Here is a 25229-nt window from a genome sequence, read left to right as displayed (position 1 = left end):
AAACGTCGCGTGGCCTGCCGTCAGGCGCGGGGCGAAACGTGGTTCAGCTCATAGCCGATCCGGTTAATTACGGCGGCCGAGACTTCGGTCTTGGTTCCGGATGCCTCTTGGGGTTCGGAGCCGGAGCGCGACAGGATGACTACGGCGTTGGTGTCCTGGCCGAAGACCTTGTCCGTACCCACATGGTTGACCACCAGCAGATCGCAGCCTTTGCGCCTGAGCTTGGCTTCGGCGTAGGCCAGGACGTCGCCTTCGCCGTCACCGGTCTCCGCGGCAAAACCGACAATGAGCTGGCTGCTGCGGACCTGGTTTTCGGCGGCATTGCGCAGTTCCACCAGTTCGTGCAGGATGTCCGGATTCCGGACCAGGGAGATGACGGGGTCGGCGGCGTCGTCGCGCTTCTTGATTTTTGTGCCGGAAATCTCAGCGGGACGGAAGTCGGCCACGGCCGCGGCCATGATGACGACGTCGGAATCGGCTGCCGCCGCCAGCGCGGCTTCCCGCAGCTGCAGGGCGGTCTCCACCGCCACAACCTCGACACCGGCAGGCGGGGGTACTTCCATGTGGGCGGCCAGGAGCCGGACGGTGGCTCCCGCGTTCCGGGCGGCAACGGCCAGGGCGACGCCCTGTTTGCCGGATGAGCGGTTGCCCAGGAACCGCACCGGGTCCAGGGGTTCCCGGGTGCCTCCTGCGCTGATGGTGACAGTCTTCCCCGCGAGCGGGAGCTGATAGTCGGAGCTGCCCTGGGTCAGGGCGATGGCGGCGTCGAAGATGGCTTCCGGCTCGGGCAGGCGGCCGGGTCCGGAGTCGGTGCCGGTGAGCCGTCCGCTGGCGGGTTCCAGGACGGCAACTCCCCGGCCCCGCAGGGTTTCCACGTTGGCGCGTGTGGCGGGGTGCTGCCACATCTCCGTGTGCATGGCGGGCGCAAAAAGCACCGGACCGCTGGCCATCAGCAGCGTGTTCGTCAGGAGGTCGTTGGCCTGCCCGGTCGCGGCACGGGACAGCAGGTCCGCGGTGGCCGGCGCCACCACGATCAGGTCTGCTTCATGGCCGAGCCGGACATGGTTGACCTGGTGGACGTCGTCGAAAACGCTGTTGCTGACGGGATGCCCGGACAGGGCCTCCCACGTTGCAACCCCAACAAAGCGGGTGGCCGCCTCGGTGGGGATGACCGTGACGTCATGGCCGGCTTCAGTAAAAAGCCGGAGGAGCGATGCCACCTTGTAGGCGGCAATCCCTCCCCCGACTCCGAGGACTATGCGCACGTGACCTCCGTCAACAGGCAGTCTGCAGAACTTACTCTGCCGCTTCGATCGGCGTGGAAACGAGCTTGCCTTCGTTGATCTCGCGCAGGGCGATGGACAGCGACTTCTCGTTCAGCTTGGTGTCGACCAGCGGGCCGACGTACTCGAACAGGCCCTCGTGCAGCTGGGCGTAGTAAGCGTTGATCTGACGTGCACGCTTGGCACCGAAGATCACCAGGCCGTACTTGGAATCAGCTGCCTCAAGCAGCGAATCGATCGGCGGGTTGATGATGCCTTCAAGGTTCGTGGACACGAATTCTCCAAATTCTAACGGGCCGACTGCTACTGGCAACTAGTGCGGGTGCGGTGTCAGCCCCATGAGTGAAACTAGCTCGTCCGCTGCCCGGCGAACGTCATCATTGATGACGGTGTGGTCAAACTCCGGTTCAGCGGCAAGTTCTAGTTTAGCGGTTTCCAGCCTCTGCTGCTGTTCCTGGGCAGTTTCGGTGCCGCGGCCTACAAGCCGGCGCACCATTTCGTCCCAGCTCGGCGGCGCAAGGAAGACAAACTGCGCGTCCGGGACGGCTGCCTTGACCTGCCGGGCACCCTGCAGGTCAATCTCCAGGAGGACTGACTTGCCGTCGGCGATGGCCTGGTTCACGGTGCTCTTCAGCGTGCCGTAGGTGTTCTGGCCGTGGACGACTGCCCACTCCAGGAACTCGCCGGCCGCCACGAGGGACTCGAAATCTTCCCTGGACTTGAAGAAGTAGTGGACCCCGTCCTGCTCACCGGGCCGCGGGGCGCGGGTGGTGGCCGAAACGGAAAGCCAGACCTCGGGGTAGTTATCCCGGATGTAGGTGGACACGGTGCCTTTGCCAACAGCCGTCGGACCTGCGAGGACTGTCAGTCCCGGTTTCTTGCTCACGTATTCCTTTACGGCTTCGGTTCGGATGGGCGAACCGTGGCACGCCCTACTTCTCGTCTATAAAATCTACCAGCGCCTGGCGCTGGTGAATGCCCAGCCCGCGGACCCGCCGGGAAGCAGCGATTCCCAGCTGCTCCATAATGGCAGCTGCCCGGACCTTGCCGATGCCGGGAAGCGCTTCAAGAAGCTCTGCCACGCGCATGCGGGCCAGGGCGTCATCCGCGGCCGCCGACCTGATGATGTCGGCGGCCGACGTCTGGCCGTTTTTGAGCCGCTCTTTTGCCGCCGCCCTGGCAGCCCTGGCAGCGGCTGCCTTCTGCAGCGCGTCTGCGCGTTCCGACGCGGATAACGGTCGCAGGCTCATGGTGGACACCCCCGGTTTCGACGGATGCATCCAAGGCGGCCGCCATTGGACTTGTCCTGAAACCTACCCTCTGGTGCCCCGCGAATCAATGGACCCGTGCTAGGCCAGGTCAGGCTTCGCGAAGCCCGTCCAGCGTCCGCAGGGCGGCGTCCTGCAGTCCCTGGATGCCGGGGCCGGCGGCAAGGATGTCGCGGCTTGACGTTCCCAGCACCTGCGGGTACGCCGGACCGAACGTCCGGCGCAGGTCAGCCGGTGTGGCGCCCTGCGCCCCCAGCCCCGGTGCCAGGATGGGGCCCCGGACCGCCTGCAGGTCCAGCTGCAGGTCAGTCAGCGCCGAACCCACGGTTGCTCCGACCACAAGTCCGACGGACCCCAGCGGCCCCTCGTAGCGGCGGTTCTCCGTTGCTGCCGCCTCGGTGATCCGCCGGGCCACGGAGTCGGCGCCGCCGACGTGCTGGACGGATGCCCCCTCCGGGTTGGACGTCAGCGCCAGGACAAACACACCGCGGCCGTTTTCCGCCGCGAGGTCCAGGGCCGGGCGGAGCGACTCGAATCCGAGGTACGGGCTGAGCGTCACCGAGTCGGCAGCCAGCGCCGACCCGTCCCGCAGCCAGGCGTCCGCGTATGCGGCCATGGTGGATCCGATATCGCCGCGCTTGGCATCGGCGATGGTCAGCACGGCCTTGTCCCGGGCGGCGGCCAGGAGTTCTTCGAGGACTGCGATGCCGGCCGAGCCGTGCCGCTCGTAGAGTGCCACCTGCGGCTTGACCGCGGCAGCGAGCGAACCTACCGCCTCCAGGACCGTCAGCGAGAAACGCCTCAGGCCGGCGGCGTCGTCGTCCAGTCCCCAGCTCTTCAGCAGCGCCGGGTGCGGGTCAATTCCCACGCACAAGGGGCCTCGTGCGGCCATGGCCGCCCCCAGCCGGGAGCCAAAGGACTCCCGGCCGCCGGCGGTCGGTGCGGAACCGGCGTCAGGCATTCCGGCGCGCAGCTTCCTGCGAGGCGGCCAGGGCTGCGGCGTGCTCCTGCAGGCTGGTGACGGACCACTCGTACGTGCGCATGGCCTCGATCGCCTGCACGGCGGCGTTGAATTCAGCCACCGTGGTGATGCAGGGAATGCCGATGGACGTGGCCGCCGCGCGCAGTTCGTAGCCGTCGCTGCGGGCCTCGCCGCCGGAGGGGGTGTTGAACACCATGTCGATGTCGCCGGCGATGACGAGGTCCGCGATGGTGCCTTCGCCTTCGGCGCTGCTGCCTTCGGCGACCTTTCGCACGGGAGTGGCCTGGATGCCGTTGCGCCGCAGGACATCAGCCGTGCCGCCGGTGGAGACGATCTCGAAGCCGAGGTCGGACAGCCGCTTGACGCCCATGATGACCGAGCGTTTGTCCCGGTTCGCCACGGAGACAAAGATCTTGCCTTCGGTGGGCAGCGCGTTGTTGGCGGCGGCCTGGCTCTTGGCGAACGCGGTGTCGAAGTGCTTGTCGATGCCCATCACTTCACCGGTTGAACGCATTTCCGGGCCGAGCAGGGAGTCGACGACCTTGCCTTCAGGGGTGCGGAACCGGCTGAACGGCAGCACGGCTTCCTTGACGGACACCGGGGCGTCCAGCGGCAGCGTGGAACCGTCGCCGGTTTCCGGCAGCATCTTGTAGGCGCTGCGGAGCTGGTTGATGGTGACGCCGGTGCCGATCAGGGCGGCGGCCTTGGCCATCTGGACGCCGGTGGCCTTGGACACGAACGGCACGGTGCGGGAGGCACGCGGGTTCGCTTCCAGGACGTAAAGGACGTCGGAGGCGAGGGCGAACTGGATGTTGATCAGGCCGCGCACCCCCACGCCTTCGGCGATGGCGCGGGTAGCGGTGCGGACACGTTCCAGGACGTTGTTGCCGAGGGTGATCGGCGGCAGGACGCAGGCGGAGTCGCCGGAGTGGATCCCGGCTTCCTCGATGTGCTCCATGATGCCGCCCAGGTACATGTCGGTGCCGTCGAACAGTGCGTCGACGTCGATTTCGACGGCGTCTTCGAGGAACCGGTCGATCAGGACCGGGTGGTCCGGGGTGATCTCGGTGGCGTTGGCGATGTAGCGGGAGAGGTTGGCCTCGTCGTAGACGATCTCCATGCCGCGGCCGCCCAGCACGTAGGACGGGCGGACCAGGACGGGGTAGCCGATCTCATCGGCGATCTTCTTGGCGTCCTCGAAGGACACTGCGGTGCCGTTCTTCGGGGAGATGAGTCCGGCGTTGTCCAGGACGCGGGAGAATTCGCCGCGGTGCTCGGCGAGGTCGATCGCTTCCGGGGAGGTGCCCAGGATGGGCACGCCGGCGTCGGCCAGCTGCTGCGCCAGCTTCAGCGGGGTCTGTCCGCCGAGCTGCACAAAGACACCCATGACGCCGCCGGTGCGCTCTTCGGCCGCGATGACCTCGAGGACGTCCTCAAGGGTCAGCGGCTCGAAGTACAGGCGGGTGGAGACGTCGTAGTCGGTGGAGACGGTCTCCGGGTTGCAGTTGACCATCACAGTCTCGTAGCCGGCCTTGCGCAGGGCCATGGAGGCGTGGACGCAGGAGTAGTCGAACTCGATGCCCTGGCCGATGCGGTTCGGGCCCGAGCCGAGGATCAGGATGGACGGCTTGGAGTGCAGCGCCACCTCGTCCTCCTCGTCGTAGGACGAGTAGTGGTACGGCGTGTAGGCGGCGAACTCAGCGGCGCAGGTGTCCACCGTCTTGTAGACGGGGCGGATGCCCAGGGCTTGGCGGACGCCGCGGACCACTGCCTCGGAGTTGTGCGTGAGGGCGCCGATCTGCTCGTCGGAGAAGCCGTGGCGCTTGGCGCGCTGGAGCATCTCCACGGTCAGGGCACCGGCCTGGCGGATCTCGCGGGAGATCTCGTTCAGCAGCTGGAGCTGGTCCAGGAACCACGGATCGATCTTGGTGGCCGCGTAGAGCTCTTCGACGGTGGCGCCGCCAAGCATGGCCCGCTGGACCTGGTGCAGGCGCTCCGTGGTGGGGCGCTTGGCCTTTTCGATGAGTTCCGGGACTTCCCATTCAGGGACGGAGCTGAAGTCCAGCTGCGAGCCCTTCTGCTCCAGGGAGCGCAGCGCCTTCTGCAGCGCCTCGGTGAAGTTGCGGCCCATGGCCATGGCTTCGCCGACGGACTTCATGGTGGTGGTCAGGGTGTCATCGGCGGCCGGGAATTTCTCGAACGCGAAGCGGGGAACCTTCACCACCACGTAGTCCAGGGTGGGTTCGAACGACGCCGGGGTCTTCTGCGTGATGTCGTTCGGGATTTCGTCCAGGGTGTAGCCGAGGGAGAGCTTGGTGGCGATCTTGGCGATGGCGAACCCGGTGGCCTTCGAGGCCAGGGCGGAGGAGCGGGACACGCGCGGGTTCATCTCGATGACCACCACGCGTCCGGTGTCCGGTTCGATGGCGAACTGGATGTTGCAGCCGCCGGTGTCGACGCCCACTTCGCGGATCACGGCGATGGAGATATCGCGCAGCCGCTGGTATTCGCGGTCGGTCAGGGTCAGCGCCGGGGCCACGGTGATGGAGTCGCCGGTGTGGACGCCTACGGGGTCGAAGTTTTCGATGGAGCAGACAACAACGACGTTGTCGTTCTTGTCGCGCATCATCTCAAGCTCGTATTCCTTCCAGCCGAGGATGCTCTCTTCGAGCAGCACCTCACTGGTGGGGCTGTACTGCAGGCCCTGGCCCACGATGCGGCGGAGGTCATCCTCGGTGTACGCCAGGCCGGAGCCGAGCCCGCCCATGGTGAAGGACGGACGGACCACCATCGGGTAGCCCAGGTCTTCGGCTGCCGTGAGGGCCTCGTCCATGGTGTGGATGATGTGGCTGCGGGCGGATTCGGCGCCGCAGCGTTCCACCACGCCCTTGAACTTTTCGCGGTCCTCGCCGAGCTCGATGGCCGCGATGTTCGCGCCGATGAGCTCCACGTTGTACTTCTCCAGCACACCGTTCTTGTCCAGCGCGATGGCGGTGTTCAGCGCGGTCTGGCCGCCCAGGGTGGGCAGGACGGCGTCCGGCCGTTCCTTGGCGATGATCTTCTCCACCACCTCGGGGGTGATGGGCTCGATGTAGGTGGCGTCGGCGAACTCGGGGTCCGTCATGATGGTGGCCGGGTTGGAGTTCACCAGGATGACGCGGAGGCCCTCCTCCTTGAGGACACGCAGTGCCTGGGTGCCGGAGTAGTCGAATTCGGCAGCCTGGCCGATGACGATCGGGCCGGAACCGATGACCAGGACGCTCTTAAGGTCAGTTCTCTTGGGCATTACTTCTTGTCCTCAGTCTTGGAGTCGGTGGTGTTCTTCGCGCCGTCTGCGGCTGATTTGGTGTCCGCCATCAGGTCGATGAAACGGTCGAACAGGTAGGCGGCGTCGTGCGGGCCTGCCGCCGCTTCGGGGTGGTACTGGACCGAGAACGCGGGGATGTCCAGGCACGCGAGGCCCTCCACGACGTCGTCGTTCAGGCTGATGTGGCTGACCTCAACGCGGCCGTAGCGTTCCTCAGGGGCCTGGGTGGCGCCGTCGAGCGGTGCGTCCACGGCGAAACCGTGGTTCTGCGAGGTGATCTCCACCTTGCCCGTGCGGCGGTCCATCACGGGCTGGTTGATCCCGCGGTGGCCGTAGCGGAGCTTGTAGGTCCCGAAGCCCAGGGCGCGGCCCAGGATCTGGTTGCCGAAGCAGATGCCGAAGTACGGCAGCTTCTCGTCCAGGACGGAGCGCAGCAGTTTGACCTGGGCGTCGGCGGTGGCGGGGTCACCGGGGCCGTTGGACATAAAGAAGCCGTCCGGGCTGACGGCCTTGACGTCCTCAAGGGTGGAGGTTGCCGGCAGGACATGGACCCGGACGCCGCGCTCGGCGAAGCGGACGGGGGTCATGGCCTTGATGCCGAGGTCGATGGCGGCAATGCTGAAGCGCGGCTCGCCGTCCCAGCCGTGGTCCTTCGGTTCCACGACGTAGGCCGTATCGACGCTGACTTCCTCAGCCAGCCGGGCGCCTTCCATCGGGGCGCTGGCCAGGACGGAGTCCAGGAGTTCCTTGTCCGTGGCCTTGGCGGCGTCGCCGGAGAAGATGCCGGCGCGCATGGTCTTGTGTTCGCGCAGGTGCCGGGTGATGGCGCGGGTGTCCACGCCCTGGATGCCCACGATGCCCTGCTCGACGAGTTCGTCGTCCAGGCTGCGTTCGGAGCGCCAGTTCGAGGGGCGGCGGGCGGCGTCGCGGACGATGTAGCCGGCCACCCAGATGCGGCGGGACTCAGCGTCTTCGCTGTTGACGCCGGTGTTGCCGATGTGGGGTGCCGTCTGCACCACCAGCTGGCGGGCGTAGGAGGGATCGGTGATGGTTTCCTGGTAGCCGGTCATGCCGGTGGCAAAGACTGCTTCGCCCAGGGCGGTGCCGGTGGCGCCGTAGCTGGTGCCGCGGAAGATCCGGCCGTCTTCTAGGACCAGGGCGGCGGGGGTGGAAATCGCTGCTGTCGTGGCATCCACTGCGTCTGCTGTCACTTCTGTTTCTGTCACTGTTTTACTTTCCACTCTGGGGATCAGCCTGGGGGGCCGCGGAGATCAATTGCTGAAGGGATTCGAGGAGGGTGGTTTTGTCCGCCGCGCGGCGGGTACGGAAGCCGGTGTCCAGCTCGTGGGTGCCAAGCTTCCAGCGGAGCACCAGGAGGCCGTCCTTTTCGACAAACTTGCCGGCCATTCCGCTGTCCTGCCTCACGGCGGTGAGGTCTGCCGCCGGAATGTAGACCGCCGGAGCCCCGGACCGGTCAAAAAGGACACCGTGCGGGTACACGGCGAGGGTCGCGTTGGTGCGGATGCCGAGCCCGTGCACGGCGATCCGGTCCAGCCAGTCCCCCGCGGTGGTTGACGCGACGTACTGGCCTTCGGCCGTGTTGAGCGCAGCCCCGGGTGCCTCGGGCACCTCCGGCAACTGTTCGACGTCGGCCTGCCGCTTGAGGCGGTTCCGCCAGCCTGCCCGGATCATCAGGAGGACGACGGCGATGATCACCACGGTGATCACGCCGGTGAGGAGCTTGGTGTCCATCAGGAGACGCCCGCCGATTCGCGGTACGGCGTGTTGAGCTTGCCGTCGAGCACTGTGGGGTGGCCCTTGTAGAAGGTGGCCACCACCTTGCCCGGCAGCTCCAGGCCGGCGAACGGGGAGTTGCGGCCCATGGTTGCCATCTTGGCCGGGTCAACGGTCCAGCGGGCAGCCGGGTCCACCAGGATGATGTTGGCAGGCTCGCCGGCTTCGAGGGGACGGCCCTGGTCGGACAGCCGGCCAATCTGTGCCGCCGCGGTGGAGGTTACGCGGGCGAAGTCGGCCCAGGTCATGAGGCCGGTTTCGATCATGGTGTGCTGGACCACTGACAGTGCAGTTTCCAGTCCGGTCATGCCCATCGCTGCCTGCGCCCACTCGCATTCCTTGTGCTCGCTGGGGTGCGGCGCGTGGTCGGTGCCTACGACGTCGATGGTGCCGTCGGCCAGGCCTGCGCGCAGTGCTTGCACGTCGGCGTCCGTCCGCAGCGGCGGGTTGACCTTGTAGACGGGGTTGTAGCTGCGGACCAGGTTGTCGGTGAGCAGGAGGTGGTGCGGGGTGACTTCGGCGGTGACGTTGATGCCGCGTTCCTTGGCCCAGCGGATGATCTCCACGGAGCCGGCGGTGGAGACGTGGCAGACGTGCAGGCGTGAGTTCACGTGCTGCGCCAGCAGGACGTCCCGGGCAATGATGCTTTCCTCGGCGACGGCGGGCCAGCCGGTGAGTCCCAGGACGGCGGAAACTTCGCCTTCGTTCATCTGGGCGCCGGCGGTGAGGCGGGGTTCCTGCGCGTGCTGGGCCACCACGCCGTCGAACGCCTTGACGTATTCCAGGGCCCGGCGCATCAGAACCGGATCGTGGACGCAGATGCCGTCGTCGGAGAACATCCGGACGCGGGCGCGGGAGTCGGCCATGGCACCAAGCTCGGCCAGCTGCTCCCCCGCCAGGCCAACGGTGACGGCCCCGACCGGGCGGACGTCCACCCAGCCTGCGGCGCGGCCCAGGCTGTAGACCTGTTCCACTACTCCGGCGGTGTCCGCGACGGGGGTGCTGTTGGCCATGGCGTGCACGGCGGTGTAGCCGCCCAGGGCCGCGGCGCGGGTGCCGGTTTCCACGGTTTCGGCGTCTTCCCGGCCGGGTTCGCGCAGGTGCGTGTGCACGTCCACCATGCCGGGAAGTGCCACGAGGCCGGCCGCTTCAATGACGGTGGCGCCATCTGCGTCAGCGTGGGTGGCTGCGCCGGTTCCGCGGGCGGCGATGACGCCGCCACGGATGAGCAGGTCCTCGGCACCGGCGCCCAGGACAGATGCGCCGCGGATCAGGTAGGTTCCGTTGTTGTCTGCCATCAGTTGCTCTCCTTAGTGGGGGTGGCGGCTGGTTCGCGGGTATCCCCGGAGAGCAGCAGGTACAGCGCGGCCATTCGGACGGAGACGCCGTTGCGCACCTGCGACAGCACGGTGGAGCGGGGCGAGTCCGCGGCGGCCGCGGAAATTTCCAGGCCCCGGTTCATGGGGCCGGGGTGCATGATGATGGTGTCCTTCAGCCCCAAGCGGTCCAGGGCACGGAGCCGGTTGTCATCGAAACCCCAGCGGCGGGAGTATTCGCGGGTGGAGGGGAAGAACGAGGCGTTCATCCGCTCACCCTGCACGCGCAGCATCATGACTGCGTCCACTCCCTTTTCCAGGGTTTCGTCCATGTTGTAGCTGACCTTGCACGGCCACTGTTCGACGCCGATGGGCAGCAGGGTGGGCGGCGCGACGAGGGTGACTTCCGCGCCGAGCGTGCGGAGCAGCCACACGTTGGACCGGGCCACCCGGGAGTGCAGGACGTCTCCGGCGATGGCGACGCGCATGCCTTTGAGGTCTGCACCGATCGATCCCGTCCCGGCCAGCTTCGCCCAGTGGCGTCGCATCGTGAACGCGTCAAGGAGTGCCTGGGTGGGGTGTTCATGCGTACCGTCGCCGGCGTTGATGACGGCGGCGTCGATCCAGTCGGTGGCAGCAAGGCGGTGGGGTGCCCCGGAAGCCCAGTGGCGGATCACGACGGCGTCCGCTCCCATGGCGGCCAGTGTCTGGGCGGTGTCCTTGAGGGACTCGCCCTTGGAGACGGAGGAGCCCTTCGCGGCGAAGTTGATGACGTCGGCGGACAGGCGTTTGGCGGCAGCTTCAAAGGAGATCCGGGTGCGGGTGGAGTCTTCGAAGAAGAGGTTCACCACGGTGCGTCCGCGCAGGGCCGGGAGCTTCTTGACCTCGCGGTCCCCCACTGCGGCCATTTCTTCGGCGGTGTCGAGGATGCGGATGGCGTTGGACAGGCTGAGGTCTTCGGTGGAGAGGAGGTGTTTCACGCGCCGCCCTCGATAACCACTTCGTTGACCCTGGATCCGTCGGGTGCGGTGTCCGTTTCCTCGAGGCGGACCCGGACCTTCTCGGCGGAGGAGGTGGGCAGGTTCTTTCCGACGTGGTCTGCCCTGATGGGGAGCTCGCGGTGGCCGCGGTCGATCAGCACGGCGAGCCGGACGATCCGCGGGCGGCCGAGGTCGATGATGGCGTCCAGCGCGGCACGGATGGTGCGGCCGGAGTACAGCACGTCATCGATGAGGACCACGACCTTGTTGTCGATCCCTGTTCGCGGGAGTTGGGTGGGGTACGGCGGCCTGGTGGGCTGGTGGGAGAGGTCGTCGCGGAACATGGTCACGTCCAGCTGTCCGACGATCGCGGCGGCGTCCACGGTGGGGTCCGCGGCTGCGATCTTGCGGGCCAGCCGGAGTGCCAGCGGGTACCCCCGGCGCGGAATGCCCAGCAGGACCAGGTCCTTGGAGCCCTTGTTGGCTTCGAGGATCTCATGGGCGATACGAGTGAGGGCGCGGTCAATGTCAGCCTGGTTGAGGACAACCCTGGCTGGAACCGGTGCGCTTGTGACAGAAGTCAACGCTCGTCTCCCCTTTCCCCGCCTCACAGGACGGAATTAAAAAAGGATTATTTTGCGTTTCAAAATTACCACACGGGATGGCCCCCTCCCCCTGCCGGGGCAGAGCGTTTATGGTCACACCGGCGGCACCCGCGGTGCGCACACCTTGGAGCCGGGATGGCGGCACCATAGGCTTTCCCTTATGTCGATGCATCCCCATCCCCCGCCCGGCCAGCCGGGTCCATCCGGGCCGCAAGGACCACTTCCCGGCCAGGCGAACCCCAGTTGGATGGGCCACGTGCAGCCGCAGTACTACCGTCCGGTGCCCGGCAATTCAGGCGGCCCCGTGCATTCCGTGGTGTTGCCGCACGCCGGCGGCGCCCAGGCCCCGGCCGCTCCCCGGACCCGTGCAGGCCTCCTTGGCCTGATGATCGGCGGCGGTGCGCTGGCATTCCTGAGCCTGTTCCTGGTGGTTCCGTTCCTCCTGGCCAACACGGGCACCGGCGGATTCATTGTGGGTTTCATCGCTTCGCTGGTCCCGTTGTCCGCGGTGCTCCTGGCGGTCCACGTGATCGACCGGTGGGAGCCCGAACCCAAGCGGCTGCTGTTCTTCGCCTTTACCTGGGGGGCCGCGGTCTCAATCGCCGTCACGCTGCTGGTCCAACCCTTTTTTGCACTCACTTTCCAGTTTTCTGCCGAGGCCGATTTCCAGACCTACATGGCAACAGTCCAGGCGCCGATCGTGGAGGAATTCGCCAAGTCGCTGGGCCTGCTGCTGCTTCTGCTGATGGCGCGCCGGCACTTCGACGGGCCCGTGGACGGGGTGGTGTTCGCCTTCACGATTGCCGGCGGTTTCGCGTTCACGGAGAACATCCTCTATTTCGGCCGTGCCATTGCGGAGTCTGCGAGCCCCGCCACCGACCTCGCCCAGATCTTCCTCCTGCGCGGCGTGATGTCACCGTTCGCCCACGCCATCTTCACCGGGACCACCGGGCTCGTCATGGGCTTCGCGGCACGGCGGTGGCACGCCGGCATTTCCGTCGGGGCGTTCGTGGTGGGCCTGCTTCCGGCGATGTTCCTTCACAACCGGTGGAACAGCATGGGCCAGGGCTTCCTGGCAGACTACATCCTCATCCAGGTTCCCATTTTTGTGCTGTTCATTGGAGTGGTCATCCTGTTGCGCGTCGCGGAAAACCGGCTCACCCGCCAGCGGCTGCTCGAGTATGCGGCGGCGGGCTGGTTCACGCCTGCCGAAGTGGATCTGTTGGCTACGCCGGGCGGCAGGCGGACTGCCCTGCGCTGGGCTGCCGGTTACAGCCGCCGGCCGCAGATGAAGGCTTTCCTGAAGGCAGCCACGAACCTCGCCTTCACCCGGCAGCGCATCCTCAGCGGCAGGGACGTGGCGCTGCACCAGGCTGAAGAACGCGAACAGCTGCACCGGATCCTGGCGCTGCGGGCCGCCGTCGCCAGCTGACGCCACCGGCTGCCGGCACCGGGGCACTGCCTGTCCCGCGTGCTGCGGGACCGCGGTGGTCCAACAGCAAAGGGGCCGGCCTCCGCCCAATGGCGGAGGCCGGCCCCTTGTGTGCTTGAAGCTTCGGACTAGGCGAGCAGCGAAGGCTTCAGCTGCTGCAGGCGTCCGAGGAGTCCGTTAATGAACGACGGCGACTCGTCAGTTGAGAGGACCTTGGCCAGCGCCACAGCCTCGCTGACAGCCACGCCGTCGGGCACGTCGTCGTTGTAGAGCAGTTCCCAGGTGCCGATGCGCAGGATGATCCGGTCCACCGAGGGCATGCGCTCCAGGGTCCAGCCCTGCGAGTAGGTTTCCAGGAACTCGTCAATGGTGGTCTGCTGCGAGACCACGCCCTCGACGATTTCCAGGGTGTACGGATTGACGATCTGGTCAGTCTTTTCCCGCCGCGCCCGCAGGACGTCAAAAGCGGAGACGGATCGCTGCTCAGCTTCGAAGAGAACGTCCAGCGCCCTGTTACGGGCCTTACCGCGTGCGCTCACTACTCGCTGACCCGGCCAAGGTAGCTGCCGTCGCGGGTGTCGACCTTGACCTTGGTGTTGTTCTCGACGAACAGCGGAACCTGAATCTCGTAGCCCGTTTCGAGGGTGGCGGGCTTAGTGCCTGCGGAGGAGCGGTCGCCCTGGAGGCCCGGCTCGGTGTAGGTGATTTCCAGGACAACGCTGGCGGGAAGTTCGATGTAAAGCGGAGTGCCCTCGTGGATGGCGATGTTGACCATCTGGTTTTCCAGCATGAAGTTGGTGGCGTCGCCTACGGTGGCACCGGAAACGGTGATCTGGTCGTAGTCCGTGGTGTCCATGAAGACGAAGTCAGCGCCGTCCTGGTACAGGTACTGGTAGTCGCGGCGGTCAACCGTGGCGGTCTCGATCTTGAGGCCGGCGTTGAAGGTCTTGTCCACAACCTTGCCGGACATCACGTTGCGCATCTTGGTCCGTACGAACGCACCGCCCTTGCCAGGCTTGACGTGCTGGAATTCGATGATGTTCCAGAGCTGGCCCTCAAGCTTAAGGACCGTTCCGTTCTTGATGTCGTTAGTGGTTGCCACTGATTTCCTCTGGTTTCTATCTGCCTGGGGGTCAGACGTTTCTATGCCGGGCAGGCATGCCGTTCGGCCCGCCAGCGCGTGTTTGTCAAAAATCCAAGAACCATTCTACCGGTAAAACCGGTGCGGCTTCCGTCGGTGTGGGTCCGGCCACTGTTGGGCTGGTGTCAGCAGGCCAGGTCAAGGACGTCACGGGCGCGCTGGAGGGCCACCGTGGAGGAGTAGATGAGGGCGGCGTCGGCGGACTCGGCAACGCGGAGGTCCAGGGCGCGGGCAAACGATTCAACGGCTGCGGAGGTCTGGCCGGCGGTGTACTGCGTCTTGCCGAGGAATTGCAGAACCAGTGCTTCGCGGGGGGTTCCCTGGACTTCGGCGAGAAGCTGCCTGAACAGCTCCACCGCGCGGTCCAGGCGGTTGGAGACGCGCAGCACTTCGGCTTCGAAGGCCCTGAGCCGGAACGATTCAGGGTCTTTGAAGCGGGCCTCGGCCAGCAGTTCGGCCGCTTCGGGGGCGTGCCCTTCGACCAGCAGCACGAAGATGTGGTCCGCCGGGTCGGTGGAGACTGCCAGGGCCTCGCGGCAGGCATCCCCGTTCACGATCTGCGGGAGCAGGGATTCGGGGTTGATGCGGATCCCGGGGAAACCGGCCTCGGGCCAGTCGCTGGTGCCTTCCAGGTCGCCCTGCATCAGGACGCAATTTCCTGGTAGGCGGCGAACAGCAGGGACGTGTCCGGCACGTCGAGGATGCCGGGCTTGGCCACACCGTCCAGGACAACGAACCGCAGGAGGTCCCCGCGTGACTTCTTGTCCCGGCGCATGCCGTCCAGGAGTCCCTGCCAGCGGTCCCGGCGGTACGTGACGGGCAGGCCGAGGGTTTCCAGGATGCTGCGGTGGCGGTCGGCGTCGGTGTCGCTGAGGCGTCCCACGCTGCGGGCCAGTTCGGCGGCGAACATCATGCCTACCGACACTGCGGCACCGTGCCGCCAGGAGTAGCGTTCCACGAGTTCGATGGCGTGGCCGAGGGTGTGGCCGTAATTGAGGATTTCGCGGAGACCGGATTCCTTGAGGTCCTCGGAGACCACCTTCGCCTTGACGGCGATGGCGCGTTCGATCAGCTCGCGCAGCACGGCGGACTGTGGATCCACTACGGCTTCGGGGTCCTTTTCCACGAGGTCCAGGATGGCCGGATCAGCGATGAAACCGCACTTGACCACCTCGGCCATGCCGGAGATGAGCTCGTTGCGGGGCAGTGTATTCAGGGTGTCCAGGTCCACCAGCACACCGGCGGGAGGGTGGAAGGAACCTACCAGGTTCTTGCCTTCTGCGGTGTTGATGCCGGTTTTGCCGCCCACTGAGGCGTCCACCATTCCCAGCAGGCTGGTGGGCATGTGGATGACTTTGACGCCCCTGAGCCAGGTCGCGGCCACAAAGCCGGCGAGGTCGGTTACGGCGCCTCCGCCGACGGCGACGATGGCATCGGAACGGGTGAAATCGTTTTGTCCCAGGACCTGCCAGCAGAACGCCGCCACCTGGATGTGCTTGCCTTCCTCGGCGTCCGGGATCTCGGCGGTCAGGGAGGTGAAGCCGGCGGCGGCGAGTTCGTCCCGCACGGTGTCGCCCGTGAGCCGCAGTGCCCGGGGGTGGATGACGAGCACACGCCGCACGCGCTCACCCAGGAGTCCGGGAAGGCTGCCGAGCAGGCCGCGGCCGACAACGACGTCGTAGTTCTGGGCCGCCGATTCTCCGGTGACCTTGATGACTGTTGATTCGTCGCTCACTTTTCAACTTCCTGTTTGGCAGCTGCGAATTCCCGCAGCGCAACTTCGAGCCGGCGTCCGATCTCGGACACGGAGCCCTCACGGACGTCCAGGACCACGTCGGCCAGCCGTTCGTAGACCGGTTTCCTGGCGGCGAACATCGAGATCCACCGTCCCATGGCATCGCCGGCCAGCAGCGGACGGCCGGAATTCCGGGCGATGCGGCTGGCCACCGTGTCGGCGTCGCATTCGAGGTACACCACGGTGCAGCTGCCCAGCAGCTGCTGCGTTCCGGAGTCCAGGACGGCGCCGCCGCCCAGCGATATCACCGTGGCCGTGCCTGCGGCCTGTTCCACGACGCTGGCCACGGTCCGGGCCTCGATCTCGCGGAAGGCGCGTTCGCCCCGCCCGGCGAAGATGTCGGCGATGGCGCCGTGGTTCCCGACGATCACCACATCGGTATCGACAAAGGGCGCGCCCAGCTGCTGTGACAGCTGGTACCCGATGGCGGACTTACCGACGGCCATGGGACCAATCAGGACAATGGGCCGGTCCTCCGGCGCCCCTGTTTTGCTGCGGTGGGGCACTACTGGCCGATCGAGTCCAGGGACGCCGGAATGTTGTCCAGGTAACCCTTGATGTTGCGCTTCGTTTCGGCCACGGAATCGCCGCCGAACTTTTCGGTGACGGCCTCGGCCAGGACCAGCGCCACCATGGCTTCGGCTACAACGCCGGCGGCGGGCACGGCACACACGTCCGACCGCTGGTGATGGGCCTTGGCGGCCTCGCCGGTGCTGACGTCGATGGTTTTCAGGGCACGGGGCACCGTGGCGATTGGCTTCATCGCGGCACGGACGCGCAGCACGTCGCCGATGCTCATGCCGCCTTCGATGCCGCCTGCACGGTTGGACGTGCGGATGATTTTGCCGTCTGCGTCCTTGACGATCTCGTCGTGCGCAGCGGAGCCCCGGCGCGCGGCGGTGAGGAAACCGTCGCCGACCTCCACACCCTTGATGGCCTGGATGCCCATGAGGGCGGCGGCCAGCCGGGAGTCGAGCCTGCGGTCCCAGTGCACGTAGCTGCCCAGTCCAGGCGGGAGCCCGTAGGCGAGCACTTCCACTACGCCGCCGAGGGTTTCGCCTTCTTTGTGGGCAGCGTCCACTTCGGCGACCATGGCGTCGGATGTCTCACGGTCGAAGCAGCGCAGCGGGTCCGCGTCCAGGGCTATGACGTTGGCCGGCACGGGGAGGGGGCGTCCTTCGGGCACGGTGACGCTGGCAATGGAGACGGTGTGGCTGACCAGCTCGATGCCGAGGTGCTTGAGGAACTGGGCGGCCACGGTTCCCATGGCAACACGGGTGGCGGTTTCCCGGGCGCTGGCGCGTTCAAGCACGGGCCTGGCTTCGTCAAAACCGTACTTCTGCATGCCGGTGAAGTCCGCGTGTCCGGGGCGGGGGCGGGTGAGCGGGGCGTTGCGCGCCTGGTCGGCGAGGATTTCCGGGTCGACGGGGTCAGCGGACATGATCTGCTCCCATTTGGGCCATTCGGTGTTGCCCACCTGGATGGCCACCGGCCCGCCCTGGGTGAGTCCGTGCCGGACGCCGCCGAGGATGGTCACCACGTCCTGTTCAAACTTCATGCGTGCGCCGCGGCCGTAACCCAGGCGGCGGCGGGCCAGCGAGTCGGCGATCTGCCCGCTGGTGAGTTCCACACCGGCGGGGACGCCTTCAATAATTCCCATCAGAGCCGGACCATGGGATTCACCGGCAGTCAACCAACGCAACATAATTTCCATCCTGCCACGTATGGCGGTCAGTACGCCCGTCGGGGAAGCCCGACTGCGTCACACATCACATCTATGACAGCTGCGTTAACTTCCTCACCAAGACGGGAGAAAAGCCGCACCTGTTCCACTGCCTGGTAGAGCAGCATCTCGAGCCCCGGGACCACTGCACCGCCGCCGGCCTGCCACGCGGAGGCCAGCTTGCTCGGCCATGGATCGTACGCCACATCCAGCAGGACACCGGCGGTCCGGGCGCCGCTGGCCGCCAGTTCGCCTGCAAGTCCGTCCGCCGCGCGCGGCGGCAACGTTGAAATCACGACGTCGGCGGCTGCCGTCGGCGCTGCGGCCTCGGACAGGTGCCGCACGGCCAGGTCCACGCCGACTCCGGCGGCGGCGGCACGCGCCTCGTGCACCCGTGACGTGTCGCGGACAAACAGCTGCACCGACCCCGTGCCGAGCAGTTCAAGGGCGGCCACGGCCGATGCCGCGGTGCCGCCGCCACCAAGGATGACGGCAGTGGGAGCAGGCACAACACCGGCGTTCCGGACAGCGTTGACGATGCCGGCTACGTCCGTGTTGTAGGCAACGCGCCGGACCGTGTCACCGGCGTCTTCGAAAGCCACCGTGTTGACCACGCCCAGGACCTTCGCAACACCGCGGACTTCGTCCACTTCCTGCAGCATCGCTGTCTTCAACGGCATGGTCACGGAGAGTCCGCGCCACCCCTGCTGCCGGCTGAGCTCGTGCATAAAGCCGGGCAGCGTCCGCTCCGTGAGGTCCACGGCCGTGTAGTCAATCCCGATGCCCAGCTTGGCGTACGCCGCGGTGTGCAGGGCGGGCGACTTCGAATGGCTGATCGGATGACCCAGGACGGCGGCCCGCAGGCTCATGCGCAACGGCCTGCGTGGGCTTCGCACCAGGTGTTGTACTGGTCGACGTACACGTTGTGCTCCGCCAGGGTCTTGGAGAACTTGGTCTCCTTGGTGTCCAGGTTGATGGTCACCCAGTAGAGGTAGTCGTTGGTCTTGGGCCGGGCGGCAGCATCGATGGCCGTCTTCCCGGGCGAACCGATGGGACCCGGAGGCAGCCCGGGGTTGGCATAGGTGTTGTAGGGGTTTGACTTGTCCTGGCGCTGTTCATCCGTGAAGTTGAAGCTCTTGGTGCCCAGTCCGTACGTCACCGCCGAGTCCACCTGCAGATAGCCGTTGGTCTGGTCATTGGGCTTGAGCCGGTTGTAGATGGCGCCGGCGACGTCCCCGTACTCGGCCTGGCCGCCTTCGGCCTGGACGATGCTGGCGACGATCACGGCTTCGTACTGCTTGGCGGGATCAGTAATGCCCTGCGCCACGAGTTCGTCCACCGTGGTCTTGACCAGGGACTGCAGGATGTCTTTGACGGGGGTGCCCAGCGGGAACCGGTACTCCCCCGGAGCCAGGAAGCCTTCAAGGTTCTTGGCGTTGGCAGGCAGGCCAAACTGAGCCGGCGCGTTACTGAGCTCTGTCAGCTGGCTCAGCGGGATTCCGGATCCCTCGGAGATTGCCTGCAACGACTCCCCGATCCTCAGGCCGGCGCTCAAGGCAAAGTAGATGACCTTGCTCTTGTCCTGGCCAAGGAGGACGTTGACGGCGTCGGAGTTTTTCATCTCCATCTTGAAGGTGTAATCGCCCGGCGACAATGTTCCGCCCGAGGCAGTGAATGCCTGCAGGAACGTATCTGCGTTGGCTACCACCTTTTCGCTTTCCAGCTTGGCGGCCATGGACCGGGTACCCTCGCCGGGCTCGACGGAAACCTGGACCTCGCCGGTGCCGGGGCCGGGGAAATCGCTCGGTTTGTCGTTACCGAGCAGCGGCTTAAGGAACTGTGCGCCGACTGCTACGGCGGTGACGAAGACAACCAGGGTCAGGAAAAGGGCGAGGAGGCGGCGCCGGCGGCGCACCTTCTTCGACGGTCCGGGCACTACGGTGACTGCCGCAGCGCCGCCGAGCAGGCCGGCGTCGTGGTGGTCATCCGGATGGTAATCCGCTCCATGGTGCGCGTCGGTGAGGTGGGCGTTGGCATAATGCGCGTCCTCATAGTGCACGGCGTCATAGTGCACGGCGTCGGGATGGCCGTCTTCGTAATGGTGCTGTTCATCCGTGTGGTGGGTCTCATCAGCGTAGGGGTAATGCCCGTCGTGAAGTGTGTCCCCGGGCAGGACCTCGTCGTGCTCCCCCGCCGGCGGCGCGGGCTCCACCTGCTGGACGCTGGGCGGGGTGTCCGGCGTTGCCGGGACGGCGGGTGCGCTCTCCGGTGCGGCGGGTATGACGGGCGCTGCCTCGGTCTCGGGCGCTGCCGCAGGTTCAGGGACGGAAGCCGGCGGAACATCCGGAACTGCGGGGACAACGGGAGGGGCGGCGGGCTCGGGCGGTGCCGTTGCGGCCGGCTTGTGCCCGTTCCCCTCATCCAGGTAGTCGAACCCGGTTTCGTAGGCCTGCTCCGGAACAACGTTGTTGCTTTCCGTGTGCAGTGACTTCTCCAGAGCGCGGATTTCCTTGCGGGTCAGCTGCCTGGCCCCGCCGTCGCCGGGGGTGCCGGAAGTGTCATCAATGTTGGCCGGGCTCACTGTAGCCTTCCGTTATCTGAAGATCGAGTCTTGTCCTCCGGGGCAGCAGGCGCAGGCGTATCCGCTGCACTGTCCCCGGAAAGCCACGGACGGGCCGGCGCGTTCACGCGGCCGCCAACGTCCGTTCCCCTGGCTTTTTGCATGTCGATGGCGTGCTGGAGGATTCCTGCCGCCGCAACCTGATCCACCACTTTACGGTGGTTGCGGCTGCTCATGCCAGCTTCGTGCAGGTTGCGGTGGGCTGTGACACTGCTCAGGCGTTCGTCGACGAGGCACACAGGGACGTCCAGGCCCCGGCTTTCCAGCTCGCCGGCCAGCAGCTCCGCATAGTCGGTGGCCATCCGGGCGGAGGCGTGCTCCTCCCCCTTCATGGTGCGCGGAAGCCCCACAATGACCTGGACCGCCCCGAGTTCCTGGACCAGCCCAGCTATGACGCGGACATCCGAGTTCTTCTTCGGGTTCCGGTCAAGGGTCTTGTAGGGCGTGGCGAGGATCCCGTCGCGGTCGCAGAGGGCGACGCCCACCCGGACGGTGCCGACGTCCACCCCCAGTTTGATTCCCTGGGGGTAGGCGCTGGCTGCTGCTGGAAAGGTCATGGAGTGCTTATCGCCGGGAAATGGCGTCCACAACGGCTGCCAGTGCCGGTGCGACCTTGCCGGCGTCCGTTCCGCCGCCCTGGGCCACGTCGTCCTTGCCGCCACCGCCGCCGCCGAGGATCCCGGCAGCAAGCCGGACCAGGGCTCCGGCCTTGACGCCTGCGTCGCGGGCGGCCTCGTTGGTGGCCACCAGGATCATGGGCCGGTCGTTGCTGACACCGGCAACAGCCACGGTGGACGCGGCGGAACCCAGCCGGTTCCGAAGGTCCAGGGCGAGGCCACGGAGGTCGTCGGCACCGCTGACCTGCCCGGCGTCGTGGGCGATGACGCTGACTCCGGCGGCATCCTTCGCCGTACCGGCAATCTGGCCCGCAGCGGCAGCGAGCTGCTCCTTGCGGAGGCGTTCCAGTTCCTTTTCGGCAGTCTTGAGTTTCGTGAGGGTGACGGCGATCCGGTCGGCCAGCTGGCCGGAGGGAACCTTGAGCATTTCGGTCAGTTCGGTCACCAGGGCACGCTCTGCGGCCAGGTGGCGGAACGCGTCCATGCCCACGAACGCTTCAACGCGGCGGTTTCCTGAACCCACGGACTGCTCGCCCAGCAGCGACAGGCTGCCGATGAGGGACGTGTTGGAAACGTGCGTGCCGCCGCAGAGTTCACGGGACCACGCGCCGTCAATCTCCACAACGCGGACTTCGCTGCCGTAGTTTTCGCCGAAGAGGGCCATGGCGCCCAATGCCTTGGCCTCCGCAAGACCCATGACCTTGGTGTCCACGCGGAAGTTGTTGCGGATGGCGAGGTTGGAGACTTCCTCGATTTCCGAGCGTGTGGCGGTGCTGAGGCCTTCGCCCCAGGCAAAGTCGAAGCGCAGGTAGCCGGCCTTGTTGTAGGAACCGCGCTGGGTGGCTTCCGGGCCGAGGATCTGGTGCAGGGCGGCGTGCACAATGTGCGTGCCGGTGTGCGCCTGTTCCGCGGCGTGGCGCCGTTCCCGGTCGACGGCGGCGCGCACCAGGGCGTCGGAGGGGATCTCGCCTTCGCGGACGATCGCCTTGTGGACGCTGAGTCCCTTCAGCGGGCGCTGGACGTCGAGGACCTCGACGACGAAGCCGTCGCCGGTGATCAGTCCGGTGTCAGCTGCCTGGCCGCCTGCCTCGGCGTAGAAAGGCGTCTCGGCCAGGACCAGCTCAATCTCGTCCCCCGTCGAAGCCTGGGCCACTGCCCGGCCGCCGCTGAGGATGCCGCGGACGCGGGACTCGCCGTCCAGGTCCGTGTAGCCGGTGAAGACGGTCTCGCCCTGGGCCAGGAGCTCCTGGAAGGCGCTGAGGTCGGCGTGGCCGCCCTTCTTGCCCTTGGCGTCGGCCTGGGCGCGCTGGCGCTGTTCGAGCATCAGCCTGCGGAATTCAGGCTCGTCCACCCGGAGCCCGGCCTCTTCGGCCATCTCAAGGGTGAGGTCGATGGGGAATCCGTAGGTGTCGTGGAGTGCGAACGCATCGGCGCCGGACAGCGGCTTGCCGGCGGACTTTGATTCGGTCACGGCATCTTCGAGCCGGGCGGTGCCGGACGCGATGGTGCGCAGGAATGCTTTTTCCTCGGCGTACGCGATCCGGCTGATGCGGGCGAAGTCGGTCTCCACCACCGGGTAGACGCCCTTCATGGCGTCGCGGGACTCGGGCAGGAGGTCAGGCAGGCAGGCCTTTTCGACGCCGAGCAGGCGCATGGAGCGGACGGCACGGCGGATGAGGCGGCGCAGCACGTAGCCGCGGCCTTCGTTGGACGGGGTCACGCCGTCGGCGATCAGCATCAGGGCTGACCGGATGTGGTCGCCCACAACGCGCATCCGGACGTCGTCGGTGTGGTGCGGGTCATCCGGCGTTTCGGCGGAGGTGTATTCCTTGCCGGAGAGCTGCGCTGCCTTGTCGATGACGGGACGGACCTGGTCGGTCTCGTACATGTTCTCGACACCCTGCAGGATCATGGCAAGGCGCTCCATGCCCAGGCCGGTGTCGATGTTCTTCTTGGGCAGTTCACCCACGATGTCGAAATCGTCCTTGGAGCGGACGTTGTCGATCTGGTATTGCATAAACACCAGGTTCCAGATCTCGACGTACCGGTTCTCGTCGGCGATCGGTCCGCCGTCCACGCCGTAGGCCGGGCCGCGGTCGTAGTAGATCTCGGAGCAGGGGCCGGCGGGGCCAGGCTGGCCGGTGTGCCAGTAGTTGTCGGCCTTGCCCATCCGCTGGATGCGGTCGGCCGGGACGCCGGTGTTCTTCAGCCACAGTTCCTTGGCTTCGTCGTCCTCTTCATAGACGGTCACCCAGAGCAGTTCCGGCGGCAGGCCGTACCCGCCGTCAGCGACGCTGGTGGTGAGCAGCTCCCAGGCGAACCTGATGGCGTCTTCCTTGAAGTAGTCACCGAAGGAGAAGTTGCCGCACATCTGGAAGAAAGTGCCGTGGCGTGCGGTCTTGCCCACTTCCTCGATGTCACCGGTGCGGATGCACTTCTGCACGCTGGTGGCACGGGAGTACGGTGCTTCCTCGCGGGCCGTCAGGTAAGGGATGAACGGGACCATGCCGGCCACGGTGAACAGCAGGGAGGGGTCGCTGGAGACCAGGGAGGCGGAAGGCACCGCTGTGTGGCCCTTGCTGACGAAAAAGTCGATCCAGCGCTTGGTGATCTCCTGCGACTTCATGAGCTGTTTACTTACCCTTCTTGGTTCACGCGTCTGAGCTGCGTGACAGTTTTGATTCAGTGGGCAGCCCCGGCATATGGGACTGCTGGTTTAATTCTCGCGCGGCTTGCGGGCCGTCAGCGCCGGACAAGTTCCTGGGACTCGACGCCGAGCGCTGCGCGGAGGTCGGTTTCCCGCTCACGCATTCCCGCCCGTACGGCGTCCGCGAAGTCGTAGACGCCGTCGGCGAGCCGGCCCACCGCACGGTTCAGGCCAACCGGTCCGAGGTTGGCCTGGGCTTCGGTGACCTTGCGGAATGCGATGACTCCGATGGCCACGCCGATCCCCATCCAGACAAGTCGTTTCATATCAGTTCTCCGTGGCTTAGCGGCTGCGACGGCCGGCGGCGGGCTTCTTGCGGTTGGCGAAGGCGGAGCGTACGCCGTAGCTGAAGGCTGCCACCTTGATCAGCGGTGAACCGACAGTGGCTGCCATCAGGGACGACAGCGCAGAGAGGTTGGCCGAGGCATCCGAAACGTTGGAGGCAATGCCGTCAACTTTCTTCAGCTGCTGGTTGGTGGTGGAGACTGTGGCCGTCACTTCGTCCATCAGGGGCGTGGCGCCGTCGCTGATGGCGCGGATGGAGGTGCGCACCTCGTCAAAAACCCGTCCCAGTTTCAGGATCGGCACTGCGAGCAGCAGCACCAGGAGCGCGAACACTCCGGCAGCGATCAGGCCGGCAATATCGCCACCAGACATAGACGTTCATCTCCTCGAAACTGTGTGGATCTGTTCCATCCGCGTATGCATTAGTCGGTGCGAAACGCAGAAGCCCCCCAAGTACCTTACATACAAAGAAGCCCGCGGCGCTTGCCACGGGCTTCTTTGGATACGCTGCTGGGATTTAGCGTGCGTAGAATTCGACGACGAGCTGCTCTTCGCAGGTCACGGGGACCTCGGAGCGCTTCGGGCGACGGACCAGGCGTGCCTGCAGGGCGTCAAGCTTGACGTCCAGGTAGGCGGGAACCTGGGGCAGGACGTCGCGGTGGGCGCCGGCTGCTGCAACCTGGAGCGGAACCATGGTTTCGCTGCGGCTGTGAACGTGAACCAGCTGGCCTTCGCCAACACGGAACGACGGGCGGTCAACGCGGATGCCGTCAACCAGGATGTGGCGGTGCACAACGAGCTGGCGGGCCTGGGCGATGGTGCGGGCGAAGCCGGCACGCAGCACGAGGGCGTCAAGACGCATTTCGAGCAGTTCGATCAGGTTTTCACCGGTCAGGCCCTTGGTGCGGCGTGCTTCTTCGAAGGCACGGGTCATCTGGGCTTCGCGGATGCCGTACTGGGCGCGCAGACGCTGCTTTTCGCGCAGACGTACGGCGTAGTCGGAGTCCTGCTTCTTGCGGGCACGGCCATGCTCACCGGGGCCGTACGGGCGGCGCTCCATGTACTTGGCGGCCTTGGGGGTCAGAGCGATGCCGAGTGCACGCGAGAGGCGTGCTGTACGGCGAGCACGAGTGTTGTTAGCCACTTGTGTCCTTCCAATATCTGCGGTGTGTCAGTGTTACTGGCCTCCACGATGGAGAGCATCGGCCAACCGCTGCCTTTTGCTACTGGGCACAGGGCATAACCGCATCAAAGTGAATTTGGTGGATTGTGCGTCCGCGCCTTGCCAGACAACGAACTATCCTACCACGCGGGAGCGGCGCAGCGGCCGCCGGGGCCGCCGCCCTGTTAGCCTGCTCCTACTATCACCGGACT

25 protein-coding genes are annotated in these 25229 nt (G+C 66.3%); 1 reads left to right on the top strand and 24 read right to left on the bottom strand.

What is annotated here, in order from left to right; genetic code table 11:
* Positions 1–20 precede the first annotated feature (20 nt).
* From coaBC to pyrR, 11 genes are all read right to left on the bottom strand, one after another.
* Positions 21–1265, bottom strand: coding sequence for a bifunctional phosphopantothenoylcysteine decarboxylase/phosphopantothenate--cysteine ligase CoaBC (gene coaBC / locus J2X42_RS07390; protein ID WP_310163733.1), 1245 nt, complete (start codon positions 1263–1265; stop codon positions 21–23).
* 31 nt (positions 1266–1296) lie between these two features.
* Entirely contained in the window at positions 1297–1557 is a 261-nt protein-coding gene (gene rpoZ / locus J2X42_RS07385) for a DNA-directed RNA polymerase subunit omega (protein WP_003800778.1), read from the bottom strand.
* A gap of 39 nt (positions 1558–1596) precedes the next feature.
* Complete coding sequence (gene gmk, locus J2X42_RS07380; RefSeq protein WP_310163730.1) at positions 1597–2169, bottom strand: guanylate kinase; 573 nt, start codon at positions 2167–2169, stop codon at positions 1597–1599.
* 46 nt (positions 2170–2215) lie between these two features.
* Positions 2216–2533, bottom strand: a complete 318-nt coding sequence (gene mihF, locus J2X42_RS07375; RefSeq protein WP_207307737.1) for an integration host factor, actinobacterial type — start codon at positions 2531–2533, stop codon at positions 2216–2218.
* 109 nt (positions 2534–2642) lie between these two features.
* Positions 2643–3512 (bottom strand): orotidine-5'-phosphate decarboxylase, encoded by an 870-nt coding sequence (gene pyrF, locus J2X42_RS07370; protein WP_310163726.1) that lies wholly within the window; start codon positions 3510–3512, stop codon positions 2643–2645.
* The gene (gene carB / locus J2X42_RS07365; RefSeq protein WP_310163725.1) at positions 3505–6819 is read right to left on the bottom strand and encodes a carbamoyl-phosphate synthase large subunit; all 3315 of its coding nucleotides are present in this window, start codon (positions 6817–6819) and stop codon (positions 3505–3507) included. Before carB ends, pyrF begins: the two co-directional genes overlap by 8 nt.
* Complete coding sequence (gene carA, locus J2X42_RS07360) at positions 6819–8090, bottom strand: glutamine-hydrolyzing carbamoyl-phosphate synthase small subunit (protein WP_396134049.1); 1272 nt, start codon at positions 8088–8090, stop codon at positions 6819–6821. The genes carB and carA overlap by 1 nt, the downstream gene beginning before the upstream one ends.
* Entirely contained in the window at positions 8071–8592 is a 522-nt protein-coding gene (locus tag J2X42_RS07355) for a hypothetical protein (RefSeq protein WP_310163723.1), read from the bottom strand. Before J2X42_RS07355 ends, carA begins: the two co-directional genes overlap by 20 nt.
* Positions 8592–9932, bottom strand: a complete 1341-nt coding sequence (locus J2X42_RS07350) for a dihydroorotase (RefSeq protein WP_310163722.1) — start codon at positions 9930–9932, stop codon at positions 8592–8594. Before J2X42_RS07350 ends, J2X42_RS07355 begins: the two co-directional genes overlap by 1 nt.
* The gene (locus tag J2X42_RS07345; RefSeq protein WP_310163721.1) at positions 9932–10930 is read right to left on the bottom strand and encodes an aspartate carbamoyltransferase catalytic subunit; all 999 of its coding nucleotides are present in this window, start codon (positions 10928–10930) and stop codon (positions 9932–9934) included. The genes J2X42_RS07350 and J2X42_RS07345 overlap by 1 nt, the downstream gene beginning before the upstream one ends.
* Complete coding sequence (gene pyrR / locus J2X42_RS07340; protein WP_310163720.1) at positions 10927–11514, bottom strand: bifunctional pyr operon transcriptional regulator/uracil phosphoribosyltransferase PyrR; 588 nt, start codon at positions 11512–11514, stop codon at positions 10927–10929. The genes J2X42_RS07345 and pyrR overlap by 4 nt, the downstream gene beginning before the upstream one ends.
* A 181-nt stretch (positions 11515–11695) precedes the next feature.
* On the opposite strand from pyrR, the gene J2X42_RS07335 reads away from it, so the two are divergent.
* A complete protein-coding gene (locus J2X42_RS07335) occupies positions 11696–12967 on the top strand; it encodes a PrsW family intramembrane metalloprotease (RefSeq protein ID WP_310163718.1) in 1272 nt (423 codons plus the stop codon).
* 128 nt (positions 12968–13095) lie between these two features.
* Here the strand turns inward: J2X42_RS07335 and nusB are convergent, their stop codons facing one another.
* From nusB to rpsD, 13 genes are all read right to left on the bottom strand, one after another.
* Positions 13096–13506 carry a transcription antitermination factor NusB gene (nusB, locus tag J2X42_RS07330; protein WP_131133085.1) on the bottom strand — a complete coding sequence of 137 codons (411 nt, stop codon included), beginning with the start codon at positions 13504–13506 and terminating at the stop codon, positions 13096–13098.
* Positions 13506–14069: an elongation factor P gene (gene efp, locus J2X42_RS07325; protein ID WP_310163716.1), complete on the bottom strand. Its 564-nt coding sequence runs from the start codon at positions 14067–14069 to the stop codon at positions 13506–13508. Before efp ends, nusB begins: the two co-directional genes overlap by 1 nt.
* 164 nt (positions 14070–14233) lie before the next feature.
* A complete protein-coding gene (locus J2X42_RS07320) occupies positions 14234–14752 on the bottom strand; it encodes a tetratricopeptide repeat protein (protein ID WP_310163714.1) in 519 nt (172 codons plus the stop codon).
* Positions 14752–15843: a 3-dehydroquinate synthase gene (aroB, locus tag J2X42_RS07315; RefSeq protein WP_131133088.1), complete on the bottom strand. Its 1092-nt coding sequence runs from the start codon at positions 15841–15843 to the stop codon at positions 14752–14754. Before aroB ends, J2X42_RS07320 begins: the two co-directional genes overlap by 1 nt.
* Positions 15840–16409, bottom strand: a complete 570-nt coding sequence (locus J2X42_RS07310) for a shikimate kinase (RefSeq protein WP_310163710.1) — start codon at positions 16407–16409, stop codon at positions 15840–15842. The genes aroB and J2X42_RS07310 overlap by 4 nt, the downstream gene beginning before the upstream one ends.
* Positions 16409–17608, bottom strand: a complete 1200-nt coding sequence (gene aroC, locus J2X42_RS07305) for a chorismate synthase (protein WP_310163708.1) — start codon at positions 17606–17608, stop codon at positions 16409–16411. Before aroC ends, J2X42_RS07310 begins: the two co-directional genes overlap by 1 nt.
* Before the next feature lie 26 nt (positions 17609–17634).
* On the bottom strand, positions 17635–18495 hold the full coding sequence (locus J2X42_RS07300; RefSeq protein WP_310163706.1) for a shikimate dehydrogenase: 861 nt from the start codon (positions 18493–18495) through the stop codon (positions 17635–17637).
* On the bottom strand, positions 18492–20207 hold the full coding sequence (mltG, locus tag J2X42_RS07295) for an endolytic transglycosylase MltG (protein ID WP_310163704.1): 1716 nt from the start codon (positions 20205–20207) through the stop codon (positions 18492–18494). Before mltG ends, J2X42_RS07300 begins: the two co-directional genes overlap by 4 nt.
* Positions 20204–20803 (bottom strand): Holliday junction resolvase RuvX, encoded by a 600-nt coding sequence (ruvX, locus tag J2X42_RS07290; RefSeq protein ID WP_310163702.1) that lies wholly within the window; start codon positions 20801–20803, stop codon positions 20204–20206. Before ruvX ends, mltG begins: the two co-directional genes overlap by 4 nt.
* Before the next feature lie 7 nt (positions 20804–20810).
* The gene (gene alaS / locus J2X42_RS07285; RefSeq protein ID WP_310163700.1) at positions 20811–23489 is read right to left on the bottom strand and encodes an alanine--tRNA ligase; all 2679 of its coding nucleotides are present in this window, start codon (positions 23487–23489) and stop codon (positions 20811–20813) included.
* A gap of 116 nt (positions 23490–23605) precedes the next feature.
* Positions 23606–23836, bottom strand: coding sequence for a hypothetical protein (locus J2X42_RS07280; RefSeq protein WP_207307738.1), 231 nt, complete (start codon positions 23834–23836; stop codon positions 23606–23608).
* Between the two features lie 16 nt (positions 23837–23852).
* Entirely contained in the window at positions 23853–24227 is a 375-nt protein-coding gene (locus J2X42_RS07275) for a DUF948 domain-containing protein (RefSeq protein WP_066291665.1), read from the bottom strand.
* Positions 24228–24372: 145 nt separating this feature from the next.
* Positions 24373–24999: a 30S ribosomal protein S4 gene (gene rpsD, locus J2X42_RS07270; protein ID WP_111905420.1), complete on the bottom strand. Its 627-nt coding sequence runs from the start codon at positions 24997–24999 to the stop codon at positions 24373–24375.
* Positions 25000–25229 lie beyond the last annotated feature (230 nt).

The organism is Arthrobacter sp. BE255, assembly GCF_031457335.1.
Taxonomy (GTDB): Bacteria; Actinomycetota; Actinomycetes; order Actinomycetales; family Micrococcaceae; genus Arthrobacter.
The sequence above is the reverse complement of the archived record's forward strand: the minus strand, read 5'-3'. Positions and strand labels throughout refer to the sequence as shown.

Coding starts and splice junctions, on each gene's coding strand:
- mihF (WP_207307737.1), bottom strand. CDS start 2,533: ATGAGCCTGCGACCGTTATCCGCGTCGGAACGCGCAGACGCGCTGCAG.
- pyrF (WP_310163726.1), bottom strand. CDS start 3,512: ATGCCTGACGCCGGTTCCGCACCGACCGCCGGCGGCCGGGAGTCCTTT.
- carB (WP_310163725.1), bottom strand. CDS start 6,819: ATGCCCAAGAGAACTGACCTTAAGAGCGTCCTGGTCATCGGTTCCGGC.
- J2X42_RS07355 (WP_310163723.1), bottom strand. CDS start 8,592: ATGGACACCAAGCTCCTCACCGGCGTGATCACCGTGGTGATCATCGCC.
- J2X42_RS07350 (WP_310163722.1), bottom strand. CDS start 9,932: ATGGCAGACAACAACGGAACCTACCTGATCCGCGGCGCATCTGTCCTG.
- J2X42_RS07335 (WP_310163718.1), top strand. CDS start 11,696: ATGTCGATGCATCCCCATCCCCCGCCCGGCCAGCCGGGTCCATCCGGG.
- J2X42_RS07320 (WP_310163714.1), bottom strand. CDS start 14,752: ATGCAGGGCGACCTGGAAGGCACCAGCGACTGGCCCGAGGCCGGTTTC.
- aroC (WP_310163708.1), bottom strand. CDS start 17,608: ATGTTGCGTTGGTTGACTGCCGGTGAATCCCATGGTCCGGCTCTGATG.
- J2X42_RS07300 (WP_310163706.1), bottom strand. CDS start 18,495: ATGAGCCTGCGGGCCGCCGTCCTGGGTCATCCGATCAGCCATTCGAAG.
- ruvX (WP_310163702.1), bottom strand. CDS start 20,803: ATGACCTTTCCAGCAGCAGCCAGCGCCTACCCCCAGGGAATCAAACTG.
- alaS (WP_310163700.1), bottom strand. CDS start 23,489: ATGAAGTCGCAGGAGATCACCAAGCGCTGGATCGACTTTTTCGTCAGC.
- J2X42_RS07280 (WP_207307738.1), bottom strand. CDS start 23,836: ATGAAACGACTTGTCTGGATGGGGATCGGCGTGGCCATCGGAGTCATC.
- J2X42_RS07275 (WP_066291665.1), bottom strand. CDS start 24,227: ATGTCTGGTGGCGATATTGCCGGCCTGATCGCTGCCGGAGTGTTCGCG.